Consider the following 20,595-nt stretch of genomic DNA (forward strand, 5'->3'; position numbering starts at 1 on the left):
AACAGGTCKTCAATCAGGTCTTTCATCCGCTCCGAACGAAACCGATTGATGGAGCGGAAGTCCGGCTTTTGAAATCCACTTAGCCACATGAGGGGAAGGTGGACTTCGAGCTGCCGTGCAATCTCACGGCCATGATACATTTTTTGGGTGTAAGCGTAAAGGAGAATTTTGGTCATCATTTTCGGATGATAGGCGGAGGTGCCCCCTCCTTTGTAGTAAGGAAGAAACGTCTCCATCGGGATGCGTTCAACCATCTCATGAACCACGTGGGCCATGTTATCCCGCGGAATGAGATCGGCGATGTTGCTTGGCAAAGAGAGGTTGTCCATGGTATACTCTTTAAAGGAAATATGATCATGTTTCATAAAAGAATCGCCCTTCTTTCGGTGGTAGTGGTTTCGGTGACTCTATTCTACCAGAAAAAAGGGCGATTCTTCTATATTTGGGGCAAAAAAGTGGGGGCTGATCCCAAAACGCATTCGCGTTTTGGGTCAGCCCCCGGTGTTTGAGCTTTTTACGCCTTCAGCCGCCTCAAGCGCTTTGAACCTAGATGTTTTCCACAGCGCCCCGGGCGGCGGGCGCCTTTAGAAACGTTCGCGGCATCGGGCCGCGCGCCTGGCACCCGTTCTTTCTTGGACGGCGGATGCTCTAAGGAACGCCTAGCTACAGCAAATCAGCGGCAAGCTGGGCGAGCGCCGAACGCTCCCCTTTGACGAGTCGGATATGGCCGGCGATTTTTTGGTCTTTAAACTTTTCGACGACGTACGTCAACCCGTTGTTATATTCATCCAAATACGGGTGGTCGATCTGTTCCGGGTCGCCCATTAAAATGATTTTGCTTTTCTCCCCGACGCGCGTCAAAATCGTCTTCACTTCATGCTTCGTTAAATTTTGCGCCTCATCGATGATGATAAACTGCTCCGGGAGGCTCCGGCCGCGGATGTACGTAAGCGCCTCGACTTCAATCGAGCTCATGCCGGCTAAAATCGCATCGAGTTCCCCCGGTTTTTTCGTGTTGAACAAGTATTCCAAGTTGTCAAAAATCGGCTGCATCCACGGGCGCAGTTTTTCTTCCTTTTCCCCTGGCAGAAAGCCGAGATCTTTCCCCATCGGCACAATCGGCCGAGCGACGAGCAATTTTTTGTATGTGCGCAAATCTTCCGTTTGCATCAACCCGGCGGCAAGGGCAAGCAGCGTCTTGCCCGTCCCGGCTTTGCCGATTAGCGTCACAAGCGGAATGTCGTCGCGCATGAGAAGCTCAAACGCCATCGTCTGCTGCACGTTGCGCGGGCGAATGCCCCATATATGTTCGTAATGGAAGATGAGCTTTTTCACTTTTTTTCCATTTTGGTCGACAATGCCAATCGCTGACGCCGAGCTGCCAAACGCGTCTTTCATGATGATGAACTGGTTCGGATAAAACGGGTGGTCGGCGATATCGGCGAGCACGAGCTCCCCTTTGTCGTAAAATCGCTGCAGGTGGTCCTTTCCTATGTACAGCTCCAAAAATCCGCTGTAAATATGGTCGACATCAACGACGCGGTCGCTTAAAAAGTCTTCTGCCTGCAGCCCGATGGCATCCGCTTTGACGCGCACGAGCGCATCTTTGCTCACCAAAATGACGGAGCGCCCATCTTCCTTCGCCTGCTCTTCAAGCGATAAATTTTTCGCCACCGCCAAAATGCGGTTGTCATTTGTTTTTTCGACAAAAATTTCTTGCAGTTGATGAAACGAACGATGGTTCAACTCAATGCGCAGCGCCCCTCCGTTTTCAAGCGGAATTTTTTCATGCAGCTTGCCGTTTTCGCGCAGACGGTCGATGAGCTTTGACACTTGGCGGGCATTCCTCCCAATTTCATCCATATAACGCTTTTTCGAATCCACTTCCTCAAGCACGACCGCCGGAATGACGACCTCATTATCCTCAAACGCGAAAATCGAATACGGATCTTGCAACAGCACGTTCGTATCGAGCACGTAAATTTTTTCCCCCAAATTCCGCTTCCCCCCATGTGAGTTTTTCACGTTTTTCCGTTGGATGGGAATAGCTGTAATACAACATATGAAAACATGTATAAAGATAGAAGGACATTTGCAAACTAAAGAAAAAAAGTCGAGGTGGCCCATTATGAAGAGAAATTGCTGGCTCGCCGCTTTCTTCCTTCCCCTTTTGATTTTCAGCGGTTGCACATTTGGAAACGATAATGAAGCGAACGAGCCCAATCGTTCGCTCGTGCGCGTCAAAAATACGGTCGATGAACGCGTCGAGAACAAATCCGGGCAAGAGATCGCCCGCCAGCTTGCAGAAATCGCCGACCGTGTTCCAAACGTTCACAATGCCGCCGCGATCGTCGTCGGCAAATATGCCATCGTCGGCATTGACGTCGGCGCCAATATGGATGCCTCGCGCGTCAGCACCATCAAATATTCCGTCGCCGAAGCATTGCAAAAAGATCCGTACGGTGCGAACGCCATTATTGTCACCGACCCGGATCTTTACACCCGCGTGCGCAACATCGGCCGGCAAATCGATGAGGGGAGGCCGGTGCAAGCGTTCATGAACGAAATCGCCGACATCGTCGGACGAGTGATGCCGGAAGTGCCAAGCGATTTGTTTGAAACGACGCCGAAGCCGACCCAAGAAAACAACGGACAGCTGAACGAACGGGAGGAGCGGCAGCTGAACGAACAGCAAAACAAGCAATCGAATGAACATTTAAATCGATAGACAGTTTCTGTGTGGTTATAATGGAACAGAAAGCGCGGCTCATTTCCGAGGCCAACGGGAGTGAAATGCATTTGAATCAACAAACGATGGCGGGAAATATGGTATAATGGGAACGGGAGAACAACCCGCGATTTCGCGTTTGGATGTATTGAGGTGAACAATGAGAGTCAAATGCGTGCTTTGCGACCAAATCGATACGATTGACGATGAATCGCCGCTCGCCAAGCGGCTGCGCAACCGCCCGATCCATACGTATATGTGCCGCGAATGCCACGACCGCATCACCGAAAAAACGAAACAGCGGCTGGCAACAGGAAAGTTCCGCTTCTATCGCGGCCGCCGCGCAGACGATGATTGGTGATCCCGCAAAAAAAAAAAAAAAAAAAACGGTGCGGAAGAGCGATCGCTTTTCCGCGCCGTTTTGGTTGTCATCATCCATACTTTTCCGGTTCGGCTTCGATCTGCCGCCACATCGCCTCAGCGAGCTCAAGCGGGAAACACGCCGCCTTCGTTTCCCCGCCGCGCACATATTCGACGATGTATTGCCCGTTCGTTTCATCTTTGACGGCGTCTACGGCCGTCACACCAAAGTCATTTTCCAAGATGGCGCGGAAAAACGAGGCCGTATCGCGCGCCGCTGCATCGTGCGGACGGGCTTTGGCGACGATGTGGATCGTCAGCCAGTTATAAAGGGCGTCTTGCACGGATTTCATGACTTTTCTCCCTCTTTCGCCTGCTTCAGGCGAACTTTATAAATGATTAATACGAGGGCGGCGACGGCCAATCCTTCTGCCACCGGCAAAAAGACGGCAAAAAAAGTCAAAACCGTGCAGCCGAGCGCCAGCAATACGTAAATGATGACGTTTTTCAACAGCGGCAGGCGGCGGGCAAAGCCGAGCCGATACACAAGCGCGGCAAGCAACAACACTGTCACATACAATAGCCACATACCGCGCTCGGGATTGTCGTGCACCTTATAAAGCGAGGCGAAAAACGTGAGCCGTTCGAGCACATTCACACCATTCCCCTCCCGTTCATCCTAATAGCGCCCTTCTCCAAGGCGTTTTCGATTGTTCGCAAACCAAAGACGCGCGCATGGCGTTTCCGGCTATTTCGCCTGCTCAACCGCTAACCGCTTTCTTTTTCTTCTCCGCCTTTTCACGCTCGCTTTTATTCAAGATTTTTTTGCGCAGACGGATCGAGGCTGGCGTCACTTCGCAATATTCGTCATCGTTCAAATACTCAAGCGCTTCTTCGAGAGTCAACAGACGCGGCTTTTTCATTGTCACCGTCTGTTCTTTCGTCGACGAGCGCATGTTGGTGACATGTTTTTCCCGGCAAATGTTGACAATCAGGTCGTTCTCACGGTTATGCTCGCCGACGATCATCCCTTCGTACACTTCAGTGCCCGGCTCGACAAAAATCGTGCCGCGGTCCTCAAGCTGCATGATGCTGTAAGCCGTCGCCTTTCCGGTTTCCATCGAGACGAGCACCCCTTGGCGGCGGCCGCCGATTGCGCCAGGCTGCACGGGGGCATAATGGTCAAACGAATGGTTTAAAATGCCATATCCGCGCGTCAACGACATAAATTCACTCCGATAGCCGATCAAGCCACGCGACGGCACAAGGAAGACGAGACGCACTTGCCCGTTGTCGCCGTGCACCATATCGACGAGCTCGCCCTTGCGGCTGCCGAGCGACTCCATGATCGCTCCCGTATATTCCTCCGGGATGTCAATGACGACCCGCTCGATCGGCTCGCACGTGACACCGTCAATCTCTTTTAGAATGACTTCCGGCTTCGATACTTGCAGTTCGTATCCTTCGCGGCGCATGCTTTCAATCAAAATCGCCAAATGAAGCTCCCCGCGGCCGGAGACAATCCACGCATCCGGCGACTCGGTCGGCTCAACGCGCAGACTGACATCCGTCTCCAGCTGGGTGCGAAGCCGCTCCTCCAGCTTTCTCGCCGTCACGTATTTGCCTTCGCGTCCCGCAAACGGGCTGTTGTTGACGAGAAACGTCATTTTCAACGTCGGCTCATCGATGCGAAGCGGCGGCAGCGGCTCTTGATGATCGGGCGGGCAAACCGTTTCACCGACATTGATGTCCTCCATCCCGGCGACCGCGACGATGTCGCCAGCGTGCGCTTCTTCAATCTCAATCCGCTTCAACCCAATAAAACCAAACAGCTTCGTGACACGAAACATCTTGACGGCACCGTCGCGCTTTAAGAGGGCGACTTGCTGGCCTGTTTTCATCGTGCCGCGGAAAATGCGGCCGATGCCGATGCGTCCGACGTATTCATTATAGTCGAGCAGCGCCACTTGAAACTGCAACGGTTCGTTGCGGTTGTCCGCCGGCGCAGGAATATGGCGGATGATCGTTTCAAACAAGACGGTCATATCGCCGTCCTGGCGATCCGGATCGAGGCTTGCCGTCCCGCGCAGCGCCGATGTGTATACAACAGGAAACTCCAACTGCTCCTCGGAAGCACCGAGTTCGATAAACAGGTCGATCACCTCATCGACGACTTCCGCCGGCCGAGCGAATTCGCGGTCGATTTTGTTGACGACGACGATCGGCACAAGCTGCTGCTCAAGCGCCTTTTTCAGCACGAACCGCGTTTGCGGCATGCAGCCTTCATACGCATCGACGACAAGCAAGACGCCGTCGACAAGGCGCATGATCCGCTCCACTTCCCCGCCGAAATCAGCGTGTCCCGGCGTATCCAAAATGTTGATGCGCGTTCCTTTATACAAGACAGCGGTGTTTTTTGCCAAAATCGTAATGCCGCGCTCCCGCTCCAAATCGTTGCGGTCAAGCGCCCGCTCCTCGACTTGTTCGTTTTCGCGGAACGTCCCCGACTGCCGAAGCAGCTGGTCAACGAGCGTCGTTTTTCCATGGTCGACGTGAGCGATGATCGCGATATTGCGAAGATCGATTCGTTTGTTCGTCAATGTCGGTCACTCCTGTTCGGCAAACTGCTTGTCTATTATATCACAACCGATAGAAAATCGGCATGTTTTCCGGTACACTAGAAAAAGACGCCCACTTTGCCAGAAAGGAGTCAACCCAATGAAACGGATCGAGCCTGTACCGCTGTTGCTCGCCATTCTTGCCGTCGCCGCCATCATGGCGATCGGCGTCTTCATCGCCGAGCAAAGTTTGATCGGCATCGCCGCTTCCACGCTCATCTTCATCGCCGCCATGGGCGCCGGGTTCGCCCATAAAAAACGGACGCGCTAAAAAACGGGGCTGACCCAAAAGTCCGCCAAAAAGCGGACTTTTGGAGTCAGCCCTCTTTGGTTTTTGTATATTTTACCAAACGGAAGAAAATTCCGACTCTGTTCACCCCCCTGATTTACGCCACCAAGGACAATTGCTTGTCCCTAGCGGCTTTTTTGAGAAGATTGTGGGCAGCACAAATCAGCCCCCATTCGATGGAAACTTTTTGGAGGCCTCGCAGGACAAAGCGACGAAACCCGCGATTTTGTTTGATTTGCCCAAACACACTCTCAATGTCGGTTTTGCGTTGGCGGTATCGGGCTTGCCCTTCTTCACTCTCCAGCCGTTCGCGGGCTTTCTGTTTTTGTTCATGATAGACGGGGTTCCATTGCGTGGTTCGTCCATACTTGGAAGTCGTGCAGGCCGAACGGAACGGACATCCTTCGCATTCATGGCATTGGTAGTGTCGGGTGACCGAGGTGTATCCTGATTCCGTGGTCTGTTTCGAAGTTCCGGTGCGAACCAGCTTTTTCCCATTCGCGCAAATCCAAACGTCTTCTTCTTCCACATAGGTCCAATTCTGCTGATGATGCGGATTTTTCTTGACCTTGCGCGTGTTCTCCTCCTCATACGTATGGTACTTGATCAAGGCCGATATGTGCTTCTCTTCCAGCTTCACGTAGTTCTCTTCCGAGCCATAGGCCGCGTCAGCGATCAAACGTTCGGGTTCCACGCCGTACTTCTCTCGAACGGTCTCCAAATGCGGGAGAAGACAACGAGTGTCGCCCGGCCTCTGATGAAGGGAATACCCCAAAATAAATTGGCCGGAAGAACCCGCCTGTACGTTATAGGCCGGCTTGAGCTGGCCGTTTCGCATGTGATCCTCCTTCAACCGCATGAAGGTGGCATCCACATCGGTCTTGGAATAGCTGTTGCGATCCCCGCATACATGGAGTTGGTGTTCATACTTTTCACTGCGAGGCAAGTAGTCCTCCTTCATCTTCTTGACGGCCTTCTTCAACGGTTGGTTGTCCGGCTCGGCCTCCAACCGTTTTTCCCACTCCTCGGTTTTCTTTCGGATTTCTTCTGACGTAAAGGCAGGCGAAGCGTCGATTTCTTCCGCCTTTTCTTCTTCCACGATCGCCTCGATCTGGGCAATCAGCCGATCGACATTGGCTTGGAGTTTCTCCTGGTACTTCTCAGCCGATTTGCGCCAAACGAAGGTGTACCGGTTGGCATTCGCTTCAATTTTCGTTCCATCCACAAAATAGTCTTCCATCTTGACATAGCCGTCGGCCACGAGCAGCGTGATCATTTCCCGGAACAGGTCGTCAATCAGGTCTTTCATCCGCTCCGAACGAAACCGATTGATGGAGCGGAAGTCCGGCTTTTGAAATCCACTTAGCCACATGAGGGGAAGGTGGACTTCGAGCTGCCGTGCAATCTCACGGCCATGATACATTTTTTGGGTGTAAGCGTAAAGGAGAATTTTGGTCATCATTTTCGGATGATAGGCGGAGGTGCCCCCTCCTTTGTAGTAAGGAAGAAACGTCTCCATCGGGATGCGTTCAACCATCTCATGAACCACGTGGGCCATGTTATCCCGCGGAATGAGATCGGCGATGTTGCTTGGCAAAGAGAGGTTGTCCATGGTATACTCTTTAAAGGAAATATGATCATGTTTCATAAAAGAATCGCCCTTCTTTCGGTGGTAGTGGTTTCGGTGACTCTATTCTACCAGAAAAAAGGGCGATTCTTCTATATTTGGGGCAAAAAAGTGGGGGCTGATCCCAAAACGCATTCGCGTTTTGGGTCAGCCCCGTTTTCGTGATTTCTCGCCTCATCAATAGTGAAGATAGCGCCGCAAAATTTCTTCGTGCACCCCGGGTTTCGCAGCAAGCACCGAATTGCGGCCAAGCAGATCCAGCGGCTTCCCGTCAAGGGTCGTCACCATTCCGCCCGCTTCTTCAATCAAAATCATCCCGCCGGCGAAATCCCACGGCGACAGGCGCGGCGAAATGTAGGCGTCCAAACGGCCGGCGGCAACATACGCGAGCTCAAGCGCCGCTGAACCATACGAGCGCGTGCCGCGCGCCTCTTTCGCCAGCCTCATGAGCGGACGATGGTCGAGGCGCTTGTTTTCCATGAGCCATGTCCCGTTGATGGCGATGATCGACTCCGCCACTGGCACGGGCTGCAGGCGGCCGAGCGGCTCGTCGTTCAAAAATAGCCCCCGCCCTTTTTGCGCCGCATACAGTTCGTCAAACACGACGTCATACACGTAGCCGAGCTGCCCGACGCCATCTTCAAAAATGCCGATCGATACAGCAAAATGGCGCCGCTGATGAACGAAATTCATCGTGCCGTCGATCGGGTCAATCACCCAAACAACGCCGTCCAAGACATCGATCCGGTCGCCGAATCCTTCTTCTCCCAACAGGCGGTGACTAGGGAACTGGCGGCGGATGTGCTCGGCGAAAAACTGCTCAATGCCGCGGTCAACGTTCGTCACTAAGTCGTTCGGGTTCTCTTTCGCTTCCACCGTCAGCTGTTTTGCAAACGAGGCGCGGATGCGCTTTCCTGCTTCGTCGATCCATTGCCGGGCGTATCGGTCGATCTCTTCCCATTTTTCTGCCATATTGATTCCTCCTGCCATCGGTTATGTATAGGATAGCAGCTGGAAAGGGGGCGGACACCGCTCAAGAAAAAAACGAACCGGAAAGATGGTTCGCCTTGAATAAGGATCATACTTGAAGGCGCATCAGTTCTTGGCGCAGCTTTTCAAGCCGCCGTTTGCACTCTTTTTTCTTTTCTTCATCGTTTTCCATCATAGCTTCGTACAGCGTCGCTAATTCGTAATCAAGTTCGAGCCGCAACACCGCCATGCGTTTGTCTCCATCTGGCCGCTTCAGCGAATTGGCGGTTTTTTTCATGTTCGTCCGCACCCCTTTCCCTATCATCCGCTAAACTTCCGGCGCCCGTCACCGAATGTGCTGCTTCATTTTGTTTTATATTATATTATGTGGAAAAAGGGGTGTATGCAACTAATTTGTGCGTTTACCTACCGCGCTTCCCTTGTGGCTCGATGCGAATCCAATCGCCGTTTTTGGCCTCTTTCGCCTGCTTCATGACCGCATATGACGAGTAGCCGCTTTCTTTTTCAAATTCGGCATACAGCCGGTTTTCTTCGCTTTTCGATGGGACGATCTCTTTGAAACGACGGTAGACATCCATCAGCTCCTCGCGCCTCATCCCCTGCTCATAGACCGTTTCGATCGCCGTGAAAAATTTGATGACATCAATGATTTCTTGTGTTGACCAGTCGTAGGAAAACGGATAGGAATAACCCATTGTTCCACCTCCGCCGTTAGTTTGCCCAACGGCGCCGAATTTGTTCCGCCTCTTCAATCATGCGGGCAAACAGCTCAGCGACGGACGGAACGTCGTGAATGAGCCCGATCGCCTGCCCGGCCCAGGCGAATCCTTCGTCCACCTTTCCTTCGTAAATGAAGCGCCGGTTCGCTTCTCCGCTAATATATTCTTTTAAATCATCATACGTACCGCCTTGGCGCTCGATTTCCAATATTTTTTCCGCCCAGGCGTTGGCCAGCACCCGCCCCGGCGCCCCGAGCGACCGTTTAATGATCACCGTATCGTTTTCGGTGGCGTTGAGAATCATTTCTTTATACGCGGGGTGAGCATGAACGCATTCTTTCGTGGCGATAAACCGCGTTCCCATCTCAATCCCTTCCGCTCCAAGCGCCAATGCCGCCATCAACCCGCGTCCATCGGCGATGCCGCCCGAGGCGATGACCGGGATCGATACGGAGTCAACGACTTTCGGAATGAGGACGAACGTGCCAGTATCGTATTTGCCGAGATGCCCGCCCCCTTCCTGACCGACGACCATCACCGCATCAGCGCCGAGCTCCTCTGCTTTCACTGCCTGGCGGACGGCGGCGACGAGCACGAGCTTTTTCACGTTTGTTCCTTTCAATTGTTCAAAAAACGGCGCTGGGTTGCCGCCGGTGACCGAAACGACCGGCACCCCCTCATCAAGCGCTGCTTCAAGCATATGAGCAAACGGGCGGCCGTGCTGGCCGATGGCGAAATTGACGCCGAACGGTCGATCGGTTTTTTCCTTCACCTTGCGGATTTCCTCGCGCAGCTGCTCCGGGCCATCGAGCGACATCGCCGTAATTTGTCCGAGCCCGCCGGCGTTCGAGACTGCTGCGGCCAAATCAGCGTACGCCAAGTAGGCAAGTCCCCCTTGAATGATCGGATATGTAATACCGAGCAATTCCGTTACCCTCGTTTTCCATTTCACGATAAACGCCTCCTTTTCCTTTTGCTGTTCTTTTATTCTCTTTTGAACCCCCGTTTTCCTTTTTCATCGTCCATTCATTTCTTCTTTGCAAACGGAAAAATCCATGCTATAATGCATTTTGTTTTATTCTCCGAGTTAAAAGAGGTGTGAAAAACCATTGTCGCAACTCGAGACACCATTGTTTACCGGTTTGTTGGAGCATATGAAAAAAAATCCGGTTCAATTTCACATTCCCGGCCATAAAAAAGGGGCCGGCATGGATCCGGAGTTTCGCGCATTCATCGGAGACAACGCCTTGGCGATTGATTTGATCAACATCAGCCCGCTCGATGACTTGCACCATCCAAAGGGGATGATTAAGCGAGCGCAGGAGCTTGCTGCCGAAGCGTTCGGCGCCGATTATACGTTTTTTTCAGTGCAAGGAACGAGCGGCGCCATCATGACGATGGTCATGTCGGTCGCCGGGCCGGGCGATAAAATCATCGTGCCGCGCAACGTCCATAAATCGGTCATGTCGGCCATTGTCTTTTCTGGAGCGACGCCGATTTTCATTCATCCCGAAATCGACAAGGAGCTTGGCATTTCTCACGGCATCACGCCGCAAGCAGTGGAAAAAGCGCTCCGCCAGCACCCGGACGCCAAAGGGGTGCTCGTCATCAACCCGACGTACTTTGGCATTGCCGGCGATTTGAAAAAAATCGTCGATATCGCCCACTCGTACAACGTTCCAGTGCTTGTCGACGAAGCGCACGGCGTGCACATTCATTTTCATGAGGACTTGCCGCTCTCAGCGATGCAAGCGGGCGCCGATATGGCGGCGACAAGCGTCCATAAGCTCGGCGGATCGCTGACGCAAAGCTCGATTTTGAATGTGCGCGAAGGACTCGTCTCCGCGAAACACGTGCAGGCGATTTTAAGCATGCTGACGACGACCTCAACGTCGTACTTGCTGCTCGCTTCGCTTGATGTCGCCCGCAAACAGTTGGCGACGAAAGGGCGTGAACTCATCGACAAAGCCATTCGACTCGCCGACTGGACGCGCCGGCAAATCAACGAGATTCCATATTTGTACTGCGTCGGTGAAGAGATTTTAGGTACGGAAGCGACGTACGACTACGATCCGACAAAGCTCATCATTTCGGTTAAAGAGCTCGGGCTGACCGGCCATGACGTCGAACGGTGGCTGCGCGAAACGTACAACATTGAAGTCGAGCTTTCCGATTTATACAACATTTTGTGCATCATCACCTCGGGCGACACCGAACGGGAGGCGAGCCTGCTCGTTGAAGCGCTCCGCCGCTTGTCGAAGCAGTTCAGCCATCAGGCAGAGAAAGGGGTCAAGCCGAAAGTGCTCCTTCCAGACATCCCGGCGCTCGCCTTGACGCCGCGCGATGCGTTTTACGCCGAAACGGAAGTCGTGCCGTTTCACGAATCGGCCGGCCGAATCATCGCCGAATTTGTGATGGTGTATCCGCCTGGCATTCCGATTTTTATTCCAGGCGAAATCATCACGGAAGAAAACTTGAAGTATATTGAGACGAACTTGGCTGCCGGCCTTCCTGTCCAAGGGCCGGAAGACGACACGCTGCAGACGTTGCGCGTCATTAAAGAATACAAACCGATCCGCTGACCGCACAAGCCGGTTTGTCTGGCTTGTGCTTTTTTTGGCCAAAATAAACGGCGCGCATGTCGACAAGTCACATGCACGCCTTTATCCGTTCCTTCCCCCGGTTTGACCGTTTTATTCTTTTTCCCCGCCCTCGCTGTCATGTTCGCAGCAATCGCATTTGCCGTAAAGCGTTGTCACTTTTTCATCTTCGAAATACGCAATCGTCGCCTCACACGTTTGACATACGATCGTGCCCATCCCCAAAACCCCTTTGTGATGATAAATTCCGTTGTTGACTTTATAATAATATATCACATTTCGGTTGTCAATCCTAATTTGTATATCACATTTAATCAAAAGGGGATTTTTTTGCAATCGCTCTTTTTTCCACCCATCGTCTAGCGACATATGGTACAATGAATTTGAACTACTCCACTGTTCGGAAAATTCGATGATGTAGGCTGGACTTCCTGCCATTCATCTCCCACTTATTTTTGGGCTATACCCTGAACAAAACGGAAGTGGGGATCTTCTGTCGAGAAATGATAAAGACGCAATGCGAATCATGGGAGGGGCGAGAAACATGAACACCTATCTAAAGCTGCCGGCAGGGAAAACGATGACAACCGAGGACGTCAAACAGCTGCTCGAACGCTACCGGATGGCGCTCAAAAAAACAGGGGAACAGCTTGGCTGGACGTACGAACAGGCCGCTTTCCCGTATACGATCCGCGAACACGAATCCGTTCTCTACTTGCAAGGCGACGGCCGTTTATACAAAGGGATGGCGATTTCCGTGCGGACAGCTGGAGAAGAGACATTCATTGACGTCACGCTGCCGCCGGGGGCGACGCATGGGGATAAAGGGAAGGCCAATGAATTCAGCAAATGGCTGGCGAAAACGCTCGGCGGTGAATTGCACTTGTTCAGCGGCCGGACGATGGCGTTTGGCGGCGCGTAAACAGCGGGCATTCGACCGCTGTTTTTTTATTGAACGGCTTGCCAAATGACATGCTGGCCGGCAAAATACACCGCCGCCGTCCCAAGCGTCGTCAGCGCCGCCTTGCGCGTCGCCAAGCCGAGCTGGCGCGCCAGCAAAAACGCGATGTACATAAAGACACACAGCATCAGCCCACGGAAAAACGGCCGATCCCTTCCTGACAGCCACTCGATCAACGAAAAACTGCTCCAAATCATCATTTGCAGCAAAAACGCAACGTAAGCTTTCATCTCGACTTCATCCCCCGCTTGTTCTTTACCATAACGATATGAAACGAGAGCGGAAAATAGTATGGGAAATTGGACAAGAAATGGGCCAGGCCGCTCCTTTGGACAAAAAGCTGTACAATCCAGCTGCCGCCGCAGATTCGTCTCCTTTCCACCAACCATCTTACTTCTGGATGATGTTCCTTGCTTATTGCGCCGCAAGAAAAAGGTGCCCCGCTGTGTTTGGGGCACCTTCATTTTCCATTACTTCGCAATGATATGAATCGGCGTGCCAAGCGCCACTTCCGCCGCTTCCATGGCGATTTCGCCAAGTGTCGGGTGGGCGTGGATCGTCAGCGCGATATCTTCCGCCGTCATGCCGGCTTCGATGGCAAGCCCAAGCTCGGCGATCATATCCGAAGCGTTCGGGCCGATGATTTGCGCTCCGATCACGACGCCGTCTTCTTTGCGGACGACAAGCTTCAGGAAACCGTCCGTATCGTTGAGCGACAGAGCGCGGCCGTTGGCAGCAAACGGGAATTTCGCCGTAATGACGTCGATGCCTTCATCTTTCGCCTGTTGTTCAAAGTAGCCGACCGAGGCGCATTCCGGATCGGAGAAGACGACAGCCGGAATGGCGATGTAATCGACGACCGACGGATGGCCGGCGATGGCTTCCGCCGCCACTTTCCCTTCATACGACGCTTTATGAGCAAGCGCTGGTCCTGGGACGATGTCGCCGATGGCGAAAATGTTCGGCACGCTTGTCCGGCATTGTTGGTCAACTTCAATCAAGCCGCGGTTGTTCATTTTGATGCCGATTTGTTCAAGACCAAGCTCGTCCGTGTTCGGCCGGCGGCCGACCGTCACCAACACATAGTCGGCGTCGATCGTTTTCGTTTCGCCGTTGGCCTCATACGTGACCGTCACGCCATCTGCGCGCTCTTCAGCTCCTTTCGCGAGCGCGTTCGTCACGACTTCGACCCCTTTGTTCTTCAGACGGCGCTTAATGATGGACACCATTTGCTTTTCAAAGCCGGATAAAATCTCACCGGCCCCTTCAAGAATCGTCACTTTCGTCCCGAAGTTGGCGTAAGCCGTGCCGAGTTCGATGCCGATGTAGCCGCCGCCGATGACAACAAGCGATTTCGGGATTTCCCCGAGGTTGAGCGCACCGGTCGAGTCGAGAATGCGGCCGGAAAACTTGAAGTTCGGCAGCTCGATCGGGCGCGAACCGGTGGCCAGAATCGCGTTTTTAAACGTATACGTCTGCGCGCTGTCGCCGTTGACCACACGCACCGTATTGGCGTCGACGAAGTACGCTTCCCCCTTGACGATGTCGACTTTGTTGCCTTTAAGCAGTCCTTCGACGCCGCCCGTCAATTTTTTGACGATGCTCGCTTTCCATTCTTGTACTTTCGAAAAATCGACGGTGACATTTTCCGCCTTGATGCCCATCTCTTCGGAATGTTTCGCCTGCTCATAGCGATGGCTTGCCGAGATGAGCGCCTTGGACGGGATGCAGCCGACGTTTAAGCAAACGCCGCCCAAATTGCCTTTTTCCACAATCGTCACTTTTTGGCCGAGCTGCGCGGCGCGGATGGCGGCGACATAGCCGCCAGGGCCGGCGCCAACGACGAGCGTTTCTGTTTCAATTGCAAAATCGCCAACTACCATCGTTTTACGCCTCCATTAATAATAATTCTGGATCGCTTAACAGCTGCTTGATATGGTTGAGTGCTTTTTGCGCCGTCGCTCCGTCGATCATCCGATGATCAAAGCTCAAAGAGAGCGCCAAGACCGGAGCAGCGACAATTTCGCCGTCACGGACGATCGGTTTTTCGGCAATGCGGCCGATGCCAAGAATCGCCACTTCCGGATGGTTGATGACCGGCGTAAACCATTGCCCGCCGGCTGAGCCGATGTTCGTGATCGTGCACGATGCGCCTTTCATTTCGTTTGGCATCAGTTTGCCTTCACGCGCTTTTTCAGCGAGTTCGTTGATTTCTTTCGCCAGCGCGAAAATCGGCTTCCGGTCGGCATGTTTAATGACCGGCACGAGCAACCCGCGGTCCGTATCAGCGGCGATGCCGATGTTGTAGTAATGCTTATGAATAATTTCCTCCGTCGCATCGTCGATCGACGTATTCAGCACCGGATATTCACGCAGCGCGGAAACAAGCGATTTGACGACATACGGCAAGAACGTCAGCTTGATGCCTTTTTCCGCGGCAATGGCCTTGAATTTTTTCCGGTGAGCAACAAGCTTCGTCACATCGACTTCGTCCATGAGCGTCACGTGCGGGGCCGTATGTTTCGAATGCACCATCGCCTTGGCGATCGCTCGACGGATGCCGCTCATTTTCTCGCGCGTTTCTGGGAATTCGCCTTCCGGCACAACCGGTTTCGCCGCCGCTTGCGGCGCTGCTTTCTCTTCCGCCGCTTGTGGAGTCGGCTCAGCCGCGGCTTTCGCGCCGCCGGCGAGGAAGGCATCAATATCTTCTTTCAAAATGCGGCCGTTTTTCCCTGTGCCTTGGACGAGTCGGATATCGACGCCTTTTTCACGCGCATATTTGCGCACAGATGGCATCGCGATGACGCGACGGTTCGGGTCGGCTTCCGCCGCCGGCGCTTCCGGAGCGGCCTCAACGTTTTCTTCTTTCGACACGGTTTCCGCTTTTTCCTCTTTTTTCGCCTCTTTTTCGTGCTCCTGCCCTTTAAACGTCATGTTTTCATAGCCCGGCGCATCGAGCGTAATGAGCGTTTGCCCGACCGTCGCCACCGTTCCTTCCGGGACGAGAATCTCAAGCACTTTTCCCTTGACTGGGGACGGGATCTCGACGACCGCCTTGTCGTTTTGCACTTCGCACAACACGTCGTCCTCGTTCACTTCATCGCCCGGCTTGACGAACCATTTGACGATCTCACCTTCGTGAATGCCTTCGCCAATGTCCGGCAGCTTAAATTCAAATGCCACTGTAGGTCGACCTCCTATCGTTTGCCGAAAATGAGCGGGGGAAGGCGCTTTGCTCCCCCGGATTTGTCCACATTAGAAGTTGATCACTTTTTTCGCCGTCTCGATCACGTCTTTAAAGTTCGGCAGCCACACCGATTCTGCTTGAGCGAACGGATAGACGGTATCCGGCGCGGCGACGCGCAATACCGGCGCCTCAAGGCTTAAAATCGCGCGCTCGTTAATTTCAGCAACGACGTTGGCGGCGATGCCGGCTTGCCGTTGCGCTTCTTGAACGACGATGGCGCGGCCCGTTTTTTCGACCGAACCAATGATCGTCTCAATATCGAGCGGCTGCACGGTGCGCAAGTCGACGACTTCGGCAGAAATGCCTTCCTTCTCTAATTCTGCCGCCGCTTTTAACGATTCATGCACCATGGCCCCGTACGCGATAATCGTAATGTCTTTCCCTTCACGCTTAATGTCTGCTTTGCCAATCGGAATTGTATACTCTCCTTCCGGCACCTCTTGTCGGAACGAACGGTACAGCTTCAAATGCTCAAGGAAAATAACCGGGTCGTTGTCGCGGATCGCCGAGATGAGCAATCCTTTCGCATCATACGGCGTCGACGGGATGACAACTTTCAAGCCCGGTTGTTGGGCGACGAGTCCTTCTAAGCTGTCTGAGTGCAATTCTGGCGTATGGACGCCGCCGCCAAACGGCGAACGAATCGTAATCGGAACATGGTAGCGGCCGCCAGTGCGGTAGCGGATGCGCGCCATTTGTCCGCAAATCGCATCCATCGCCTCATAGACGAACCCGAAAAACTGAATTTCCGGCACCGGGCGGAACCCTTGCAAGGCCAAGCCGATCGCCAAACCGCCGATCCCCGATTCGGCCAGCGGCGTATCAAACACACGCTCTTCGCCAAACTCAGCTTGCAACCCTTCGGTCACCCGGAATACGCCGCCGTTGACCCCAACGTCTTCGCCAAACACAAGCACGTTCGGATCGTTTCTCATCTCGATGCGCAGCGCATCGGTGATCGCTTGAACCATTGTCATTTGCGCCATGGCTTACTTCGACTCCTTCTCTTTATAAATTTCATACTGCTCTTTTAAGTTCGCCGGCAGCTCTTCGAACATGATGCTGATTAAGTCGGTCACTTTTTGTTTCGGCGTTTCGTCCGCTTTTTTGATCGCTTCCTTGATGTCCTCTTTCGCCTGCTCGATGACGCGGTTTTCTTCCTCTTCGCTCCATAAGCCTTTCGCTTCTAAAAACTTGCGGAAGCGGACAAGCGGGTCTTTTTTCGCCCATTCGTTTTCGAGTTCTTTCGAACGATAGCGCGTCGGATCGTCGCCGGACATCGTGTGCGGGCCGTAGCGGAAGCAAAGCGTTTCGATGAGCGTCGGCCCTTCGCCGTTAATGGCGCGTTCGCGGGCTGCTTTCACCGCGGCGTAGACCGCAAGCGGATCCATGCCGTCGACTTGAATGCCCGGAATGCCGGCAGCGACCGCTTTTTGCGCCAATGTTTTGGCGACCGTTTGCTTTTCCACTGGCGTAGAGATGGCAAAGCGGTTGTTTTGCACGACAAAGATGGCCGGCGCCTTAAACGCCCCCGCAAAGTTGATCCCTTCGTAAAAGTCGCCTTGCGATGTGCCCCCATCGCCGGTATATGTAATCGCCACCGCTTTTTTGCCCCGCATTTTCAAGCCGAGCGCCACGCCGGCCGCTTGAATGTATTGAGCCCCGATGATAATTTGCGGCGGCAAGACGTTGACGCCTTCAGGAATTTGGTTTCCGTGGAAGTGGCCGCGCGAGAACAAAAACGCTTGATAGAGCGGAAGCCCGTGCCAAATGATTTGCGGAACGTCGCGATATCCCGGCAAAATGAAGTCTTCTTTCTCAAGCGCAAAATGGCTGGCGATTTGGCTCGCCTCTTGCCCAGCGGTCGGCGCGTAAAACCCGAGGCGGCCCTGGCGGTTCAACGAAATGGAGCGCTGGTCGAGGATGCGCGTATACACCATGCGGCGCATCAGCTCTTTCAGCTGCTCATCGCTTAACTCCGGCATCGCCTCTTCGTTGACGATTTCGCCTTCTTCATTCAAAATTTGAAACATCGGGAACTGCTCGGCTACTTTCTCGAGCTGCTCCGCAAATCGAAATTGGGAGGTTTTCACACCCATGTTGTTCACCTCTGCCTTTCATTAAAAATTTGGAAATCAGGCTACATTCATCCATATACTATTAATGTACCCAAAACGAAAGAGAAATAAAAAAACGACCGCCGGCCGGCGCCAACGCCAAACAACAAAGGCGCCGAAATCTGTATCACTATTTTTCAAGACTAAATTAGTACAATACCTATTTGCAAGTTTTAGTTTACACGTTCTTGGACCAACCGTCAATGACTTTGATTTCTCATGTTTTTCGCTTTACCTTTTGGTTGAAATTGGAATTGTTAATATTCCGTCGACAAACTGTTATATTACATTCCTCACTACCTGTATAAGTCCTGTATTATATTTTCACAAAATATAAAACACACAGTGGCTTGACAAGATAATGAAAACGTTTCCTTGAATTTGTCTTATTGCTTTCCTTATACTCGAATAATATATCCGTGCAGCTGTGTTTTTATTTACGATCGATGCTCATTTTGTTAGACTAAACGATAGACAGCGATGCCAAACATAGGGAGTGAACGAAGCGAATGATCACGATGAAAGACATCATCAAAGAGGGGCATCCGACATTGCGGAAAATCGCCGAACCCGTTCCGTTGCCGCCTTCAGAGGAAGATAAGCGCATTTTGCAAAGCTTGCTTGACTACGTGAAAATGAGCCAAGACCCGGAGCTGGCGTCTAAATACGGCCTGCGGCCCGGCATTGGCCTTGCCGCCCCGCAAATCAACGTCTCGAAGCGGATGATCGCCGTCCATGTCACCGACGAAAACGGGACGCTGTACAGCTATGCCTTGTTCAATCCAAAAATCGTCAGCCATTCCGTGCAGCAATGTTACTTAACGACCGGGGAAGGCTGTTTGTCGGTTGACCGCGACGTGCCGGGGTATGTGCTGCGCTACGCCCGCATCACCGTCACCGGGACGACGATCGACGGCGAAGAAGTCACACTGCGCTTGAAAGGGTTGCCGGCCATCGTCTTCCAACATGAAATCGACCATTTAAACGGCATTATGTTCTATGACCGCATCAACCCCGATGACCCGTTTCAAGTGCCGGACGGGGCGATTCCGATCGGGCGCTAAAAAGTCCTCTTGTAAATTGCGAGCGGCCCCGCCTAAAAGGCAGAGGCCGCTTTTTATCGGATGAGCTGCAGCTGCTTCAATCCGTGCCAAATGCCTTCCTTATCGACCGGCTTCGTAACGAAGTCGGCGACCCGCTTCACTTCCTCATGGGCGTTGCCCATCGCCACCCCAGTTCCGACGAACAACAGCATTTCAATGTCATTCAATCCGTCGCCGAACGCGTACACATCCTTCTTATCGATCCCGAGCTTTTCGATCATCATGCGGATGCCTTCTGCCTTCGAGCCCCCTGCCGGCAGCACATCGGTCGAGACGTCGTGCCAACGGACGAAGCGAAATTCGGGATAGTTGCGCACATACGGTTCTTCTTCCTCGGCGCGGCAAAACAGAAGCGCTTGGTAAATGTCTTTGTTCTCATAATAAAGAGGGTCGACGGGCGGGTGGGCGAATTTTAGGCTCGCCATGCTGACGTGGATGTGCGGATGGTCGCCGATGCTCGCTCTCATTTTCTCCGCATCCATAAAGACGAGCGGATGGCCGTTTTTGTGGGCTTCCTCTGTCAGCGCCCTGACTTTCTCGCGCCGGAGCGGCTGCTTGTATAACACGTTCCCTTCAAAAACGACGTACTGACCGTTGAAGCTGACGAACGAATCGATGCCAAGCTGTTTGCGCACATGCTCAAACATAAACGGAGCGCGTCCGGTGGCGATGGCGACATAAACGCCCGACTGCTTCAGGCGGCGAACCGCTTCGATCGTTGACAGCGGCAGCTGCTTTTGCTCATCAAGAAGCGTGCCGTCGATATCGAAAAAGACGATTTTTCTGCCCACGTTCACTTCCCCTTGTTGAAAAGTTGTTCATTGTTTACCGTACTGAAAAACACCCGGAATGTCAACCAAGAGGCACGATCTGTTCCATTTTTACCCATGAAAAACAAACCTCCGCCTACATATCATATATAATAGAACATTTACTTTCGCCGCAAAATGAGTACAATAAAAGGTAAGGAGTGATGAAACATGTTGAAAAAGCTGAAAAAAAAGCTGCTTCAACAGTGGAAAGACCTGCTCCGGAAAAAATTGATCGCCTGACCGTTACAACAACAGCCCTTCCATTCGAAGGGCTTCTTTCCCACTTTGGCGAATAAAGCGGGCAACATTCGTCAAAGATGATGCATATCGTCGGCACATCTCACGCCTGTTTTTTGCTTTTGGCAACAAAACACATGAAAAGAAAGTTACATTCTTATATAATAGATAGAGCAACCATTGTACG

The 20,595-nt window shown here is 52.8% G+C and carries 24 protein-coding genes; 7 read left to right on the forward strand and 17 right to left on the reverse strand.

Annotated elements, in window-relative coordinates; translation table 11 throughout:
• Both B1A75_RS12160 and B1A75_RS12165 read right to left on the reverse strand, forming a co-directional pair.
• On the reverse strand, positions 1 to 365 hold a 365-nt coding region (locus B1A75_RS12160; RefSeq protein WP_139761733.1), incomplete at its 3' end, for a transposase.
• A 298-nt stretch (positions 366 to 663) separates the two neighbouring features.
• Entirely contained in the window at positions 664 to 1,995 is a 1,332-nt protein-coding gene (locus B1A75_RS12165) for a PhoH family protein (RefSeq protein WP_033025022.1), read from the reverse strand.
• 133 nt (positions 1,996 to 2,128) lie between these two features.
• Between B1A75_RS12165 and B1A75_RS12170 the strand changes: the two genes are divergently transcribed.
• Positions 2,129 to 2,728 (forward strand): YhcN/YlaJ family sporulation lipoprotein, encoded by a 600-nt coding sequence (locus tag B1A75_RS12170; RefSeq protein ID WP_079936275.1) that lies wholly within the window; start codon positions 2,129 to 2,131, stop codon positions 2,726 to 2,728.
• 160 nt (positions 2,729 to 2,888) lie between these two features.
• Positions 2,889 to 3,089, forward strand: coding sequence for a YlaI family protein (locus tag B1A75_RS12175; protein ID WP_013145887.1), 201 nt, complete (start codon positions 2,889 to 2,891; stop codon positions 3,087 to 3,089).
• Positions 3,090 to 3,159: 70 nt separating this feature from the next.
• On the opposite strand, the gene B1A75_RS12180 is transcribed toward B1A75_RS12175, so the two are convergent.
• From B1A75_RS12180 to typA, 3 genes are all read right to left on the reverse strand, one after another.
• A complete protein-coding gene (locus tag B1A75_RS12180) occupies positions 3,160 to 3,441 on the reverse strand; it encodes a hypothetical protein (RefSeq protein WP_011230572.1) in 282 nt (93 codons plus the stop codon).
• Positions 3,438 to 3,746, reverse strand: a complete 309-nt coding sequence (locus B1A75_RS12185; RefSeq protein ID WP_014195349.1) for a YlaH-like family protein — start codon at positions 3,744 to 3,746, stop codon at positions 3,438 to 3,440. Before B1A75_RS12185 ends, B1A75_RS12180 begins: the two co-directional genes overlap by 4 nt.
• Positions 3,747 to 3,849: 103 nt before the next feature.
• Positions 3,850 to 5,688: a translational GTPase TypA gene (typA, locus tag B1A75_RS12190; RefSeq protein ID WP_042380146.1), complete on the reverse strand. Its 1,839-nt coding sequence runs from the start codon at positions 5,686 to 5,688 to the stop codon at positions 3,850 to 3,852.
• Positions 5,689 to 5,806: 118 nt separating this feature from the next.
• Between typA and B1A75_RS19930 the strand changes: the two genes are divergently transcribed.
• Positions 5,807 to 5,977, forward strand: coding sequence for a DUF5325 family protein (locus B1A75_RS19930; RefSeq protein WP_011230569.1), 171 nt, complete (start codon positions 5,807 to 5,809; stop codon positions 5,975 to 5,977).
• 115 nt (positions 5,978 to 6,092) lie between these two features.
• Here B1A75_RS19930 and B1A75_RS12195 read toward each other — a convergent pair whose 3' ends face one another.
• From B1A75_RS12195 to B1A75_RS12215, 5 genes are all read right to left on the reverse strand, one after another.
• Positions 6,093 to 7,643: an IS1182 family transposase gene (locus B1A75_RS12195; protein ID WP_139761734.1), complete on the reverse strand. Its 1,551-nt coding sequence runs from the start codon at positions 7,641 to 7,643 to the stop codon at positions 6,093 to 6,095.
• A gap of 156 nt (positions 7,644 to 7,799) precedes the next feature.
• Entirely contained in the window at positions 7,800 to 8,594 is a 795-nt protein-coding gene (locus tag B1A75_RS12200; RefSeq protein ID WP_079936276.1) for an inositol monophosphatase family protein, read from the reverse strand.
• Between the two features lie 106 nt (positions 8,595 to 8,700).
• Positions 8,701 to 8,889, reverse strand: coding sequence for a hypothetical protein (locus tag B1A75_RS12205; protein WP_011230567.1), 189 nt, complete (start codon positions 8,887 to 8,889; stop codon positions 8,701 to 8,703).
• 124 nt (positions 8,890 to 9,013) lie between these two features.
• Positions 9,014 to 9,307 carry a UPF0223 family protein gene (locus tag B1A75_RS12210; RefSeq protein WP_042380152.1) on the reverse strand — a complete coding sequence of 98 codons (294 nt, stop codon included), beginning with the start codon at positions 9,305 to 9,307 and terminating at the stop codon, positions 9,014 to 9,016.
• Between the two features lie 16 nt (positions 9,308 to 9,323).
• Entirely contained in the window at positions 9,324 to 10,283 is a 960-nt protein-coding gene (locus B1A75_RS12215) for an NAD(P)H-dependent flavin oxidoreductase (RefSeq protein WP_042380156.1), read from the reverse strand.
• A 157-nt stretch (positions 10,284 to 10,440) separates the two neighbouring features.
• Here B1A75_RS12215 and B1A75_RS12220 point away from each other — a divergent pair, with 157 nt between their 5' ends.
• A complete protein-coding gene (locus B1A75_RS12220; protein ID WP_042380158.1) occupies positions 10,441 to 11,913 on the forward strand; it encodes an aminotransferase class I/II-fold pyridoxal phosphate-dependent enzyme in 1,473 nt (490 codons plus the stop codon).
• Positions 11,914 to 12,024: 111 nt separating this feature from the next.
• Here B1A75_RS12220 and B1A75_RS12225 read toward each other — a convergent pair whose 3' ends face one another.
• Positions 12,025 to 12,150, reverse strand: a complete 126-nt coding sequence (locus tag B1A75_RS12225; RefSeq protein WP_042380163.1) for a GapA-binding peptide SR1P — start codon at positions 12,148 to 12,150, stop codon at positions 12,025 to 12,027.
• 325 nt (positions 12,151 to 12,475) lie between these two features.
• On the opposite strand from B1A75_RS12225, the gene B1A75_RS12230 reads away from it, so the two are divergent.
• Positions 12,476 to 12,853, forward strand: a complete 378-nt coding sequence (locus B1A75_RS12230; RefSeq protein ID WP_042380166.1) for a DUF1885 family protein — start codon at positions 12,476 to 12,478, stop codon at positions 12,851 to 12,853.
• Positions 12,854 to 12,879: 26 nt separating this feature from the next.
• On the opposite strand, the gene B1A75_RS12235 is transcribed toward B1A75_RS12230, so the two are convergent.
• The 5 genes from B1A75_RS12235 to pdhA form a co-directional block, all read right to left on the reverse strand.
• Positions 12,880 to 13,122, reverse strand: a complete 243-nt coding sequence (locus tag B1A75_RS12235; protein WP_042380168.1) for a hypothetical protein — start codon at positions 13,120 to 13,122, stop codon at positions 12,880 to 12,882.
• A gap of 240 nt (positions 13,123 to 13,362) precedes the next feature.
• Positions 13,363 to 14,775 carry a dihydrolipoyl dehydrogenase gene (gene lpdA, locus B1A75_RS12240; protein ID WP_074043552.1) on the reverse strand — a complete coding sequence of 471 codons (1,413 nt, stop codon included), beginning with the start codon at positions 14,773 to 14,775 and terminating at the stop codon, positions 13,363 to 13,365.
• A 4-nt stretch (positions 14,776 to 14,779) separates the two neighbouring features.
• A complete protein-coding gene (locus B1A75_RS12245) occupies positions 14,780 to 16,075 on the reverse strand; it encodes a dihydrolipoamide acetyltransferase family protein (protein WP_074043551.1) in 1,296 nt (431 codons plus the stop codon).
• A 72-nt stretch (positions 16,076 to 16,147) separates the two neighbouring features.
• Entirely contained in the window at positions 16,148 to 17,125 is a 978-nt protein-coding gene (gene pdhB, locus B1A75_RS12250) for a pyruvate dehydrogenase complex E1 component subunit beta (protein ID WP_011230559.1), read from the reverse strand.
• A 3-nt stretch (positions 17,126 to 17,128) separates the two neighbouring features.
• Positions 17,129 to 18,238 (reverse strand): pyruvate dehydrogenase (acetyl-transferring) E1 component subunit alpha, encoded by a 1,110-nt coding sequence (gene pdhA, locus B1A75_RS12255; RefSeq protein ID WP_074043550.1) that lies wholly within the window; start codon positions 18,236 to 18,238, stop codon positions 17,129 to 17,131.
• Positions 18,239 to 18,765: 527 nt separating this feature from the next.
• Here pdhA and def point away from each other — a divergent pair.
• The gene (def, locus tag B1A75_RS12260) at positions 18,766 to 19,320 is read left to right on the forward strand and encodes a peptide deformylase (RefSeq protein ID WP_074043549.1); all 555 of its coding nucleotides are present in this window, start codon (positions 18,766 to 18,768) and stop codon (positions 19,318 to 19,320) included.
• Between the two features lie 53 nt (positions 19,321 to 19,373).
• Here def and B1A75_RS12265 read toward each other — a convergent pair whose 3' ends face one another.
• Positions 19,374 to 20,156: a Cof-type HAD-IIB family hydrolase gene (locus B1A75_RS12265; RefSeq protein WP_079936277.1), complete on the reverse strand. Its 783-nt coding sequence runs from the start codon at positions 20,154 to 20,156 to the stop codon at positions 19,374 to 19,376.
• A gap of 176 nt (positions 20,157 to 20,332) precedes the next feature.
• Between B1A75_RS12265 and B1A75_RS20555 the strand changes: the two genes are divergently transcribed.
• Positions 20,333 to 20,467, forward strand: coding sequence for a hypothetical protein (locus B1A75_RS20555; protein WP_014195339.1), 135 nt, complete (start codon positions 20,333 to 20,335; stop codon positions 20,465 to 20,467).
• Positions 20,468 to 20,595: the final 128 nt, after the last annotated feature.

The organism is Geobacillus sp. LEMMY01 (assembly GCF_002042905.1).
GTDB classification, from domain to species: domain Bacteria; phylum Bacillota; class Bacilli; order Bacillales; family Anoxybacillaceae; genus Geobacillus; species Geobacillus proteiniphilus.

Coding starts and splice junctions, on each gene's coding strand:
- B1A75_RS12205 (WP_011230567.1), bottom strand. CDS start 8,889: ATGAAAAAAACCGCCAATTCGCTGAAGCGGCCAGATGGAGACAAACGC.
- B1A75_RS12180 (WP_011230572.1), bottom strand. CDS start 3,441: ATGAAATCCGTGCAAGACGCCCTTTATAACTGGCTGACGATCCACATC.
- lpdA (WP_074043552.1), bottom strand. CDS start 14,775: ATGGTAGTTGGCGATTTTGCAATTGAAACAGAAACGCTCGTCGTTGGC.
- pdhA (WP_074043550.1), bottom strand. CDS start 18,238: ATGGGTGTGAAAACCTCCCAATTTCGATTTGCGGAGCAGCTCGAGAAA.
- pdhB (WP_011230559.1), bottom strand. CDS start 17,125: ATGGCGCAAATGACAATGGTTCAAGCGATCACCGATGCGCTGCGCATC.
- B1A75_RS20555 (WP_014195339.1), top strand. CDS start 20,333: ATGAAACATGTTGAAAAAGCTGAAAAAAAAGCTGCTTCAACAGTGGAA.
- def (WP_074043549.1), top strand. CDS start 18,766: ATGATCACGATGAAAGACATCATCAAAGAGGGGCATCCGACATTGCGG.
- B1A75_RS12235 (WP_042380168.1), bottom strand. CDS start 13,122: ATGAAAGCTTACGTTGCGTTTTTGCTGCAAATGATGATTTGGAGCAGT.
- B1A75_RS12170 (WP_079936275.1), top strand. CDS start 2,129: ATGAAGAGAAATTGCTGGCTCGCCGCTTTCTTCCTTCCCCTTTTGATT.
- B1A75_RS12175 (WP_013145887.1), top strand. CDS start 2,889: ATGAGAGTCAAATGCGTGCTTTGCGACCAAATCGATACGATTGACGAT.
- B1A75_RS12200 (WP_079936276.1), bottom strand. CDS start 8,594: ATGGCAGAAAAATGGGAAGAGATCGACCGATACGCCCGGCAATGGATC.
- B1A75_RS12210 (WP_042380152.1), bottom strand. CDS start 9,307: ATGGGTTATTCCTATCCGTTTTCCTACGACTGGTCAACACAAGAAATC.
- B1A75_RS12195 (WP_139761734.1), bottom strand. CDS start 7,643: ATGAAACATGATCATATTTCCTTTAAAGAGTATACCATGGACAACCTC.
- B1A75_RS12230 (WP_042380166.1), top strand. CDS start 12,476: ATGAACACCTATCTAAAGCTGCCGGCAGGGAAAACGATGACAACCGAG.
- B1A75_RS19930 (WP_011230569.1), top strand. CDS start 5,807: ATGAAACGGATCGAGCCTGTACCGCTGTTGCTCGCCATTCTTGCCGTC.
- B1A75_RS12225 (WP_042380163.1), bottom strand. CDS start 12,150: ATGGGCACGATCGTATGTCAAACGTGTGAGGCGACGATTGCGTATTTC.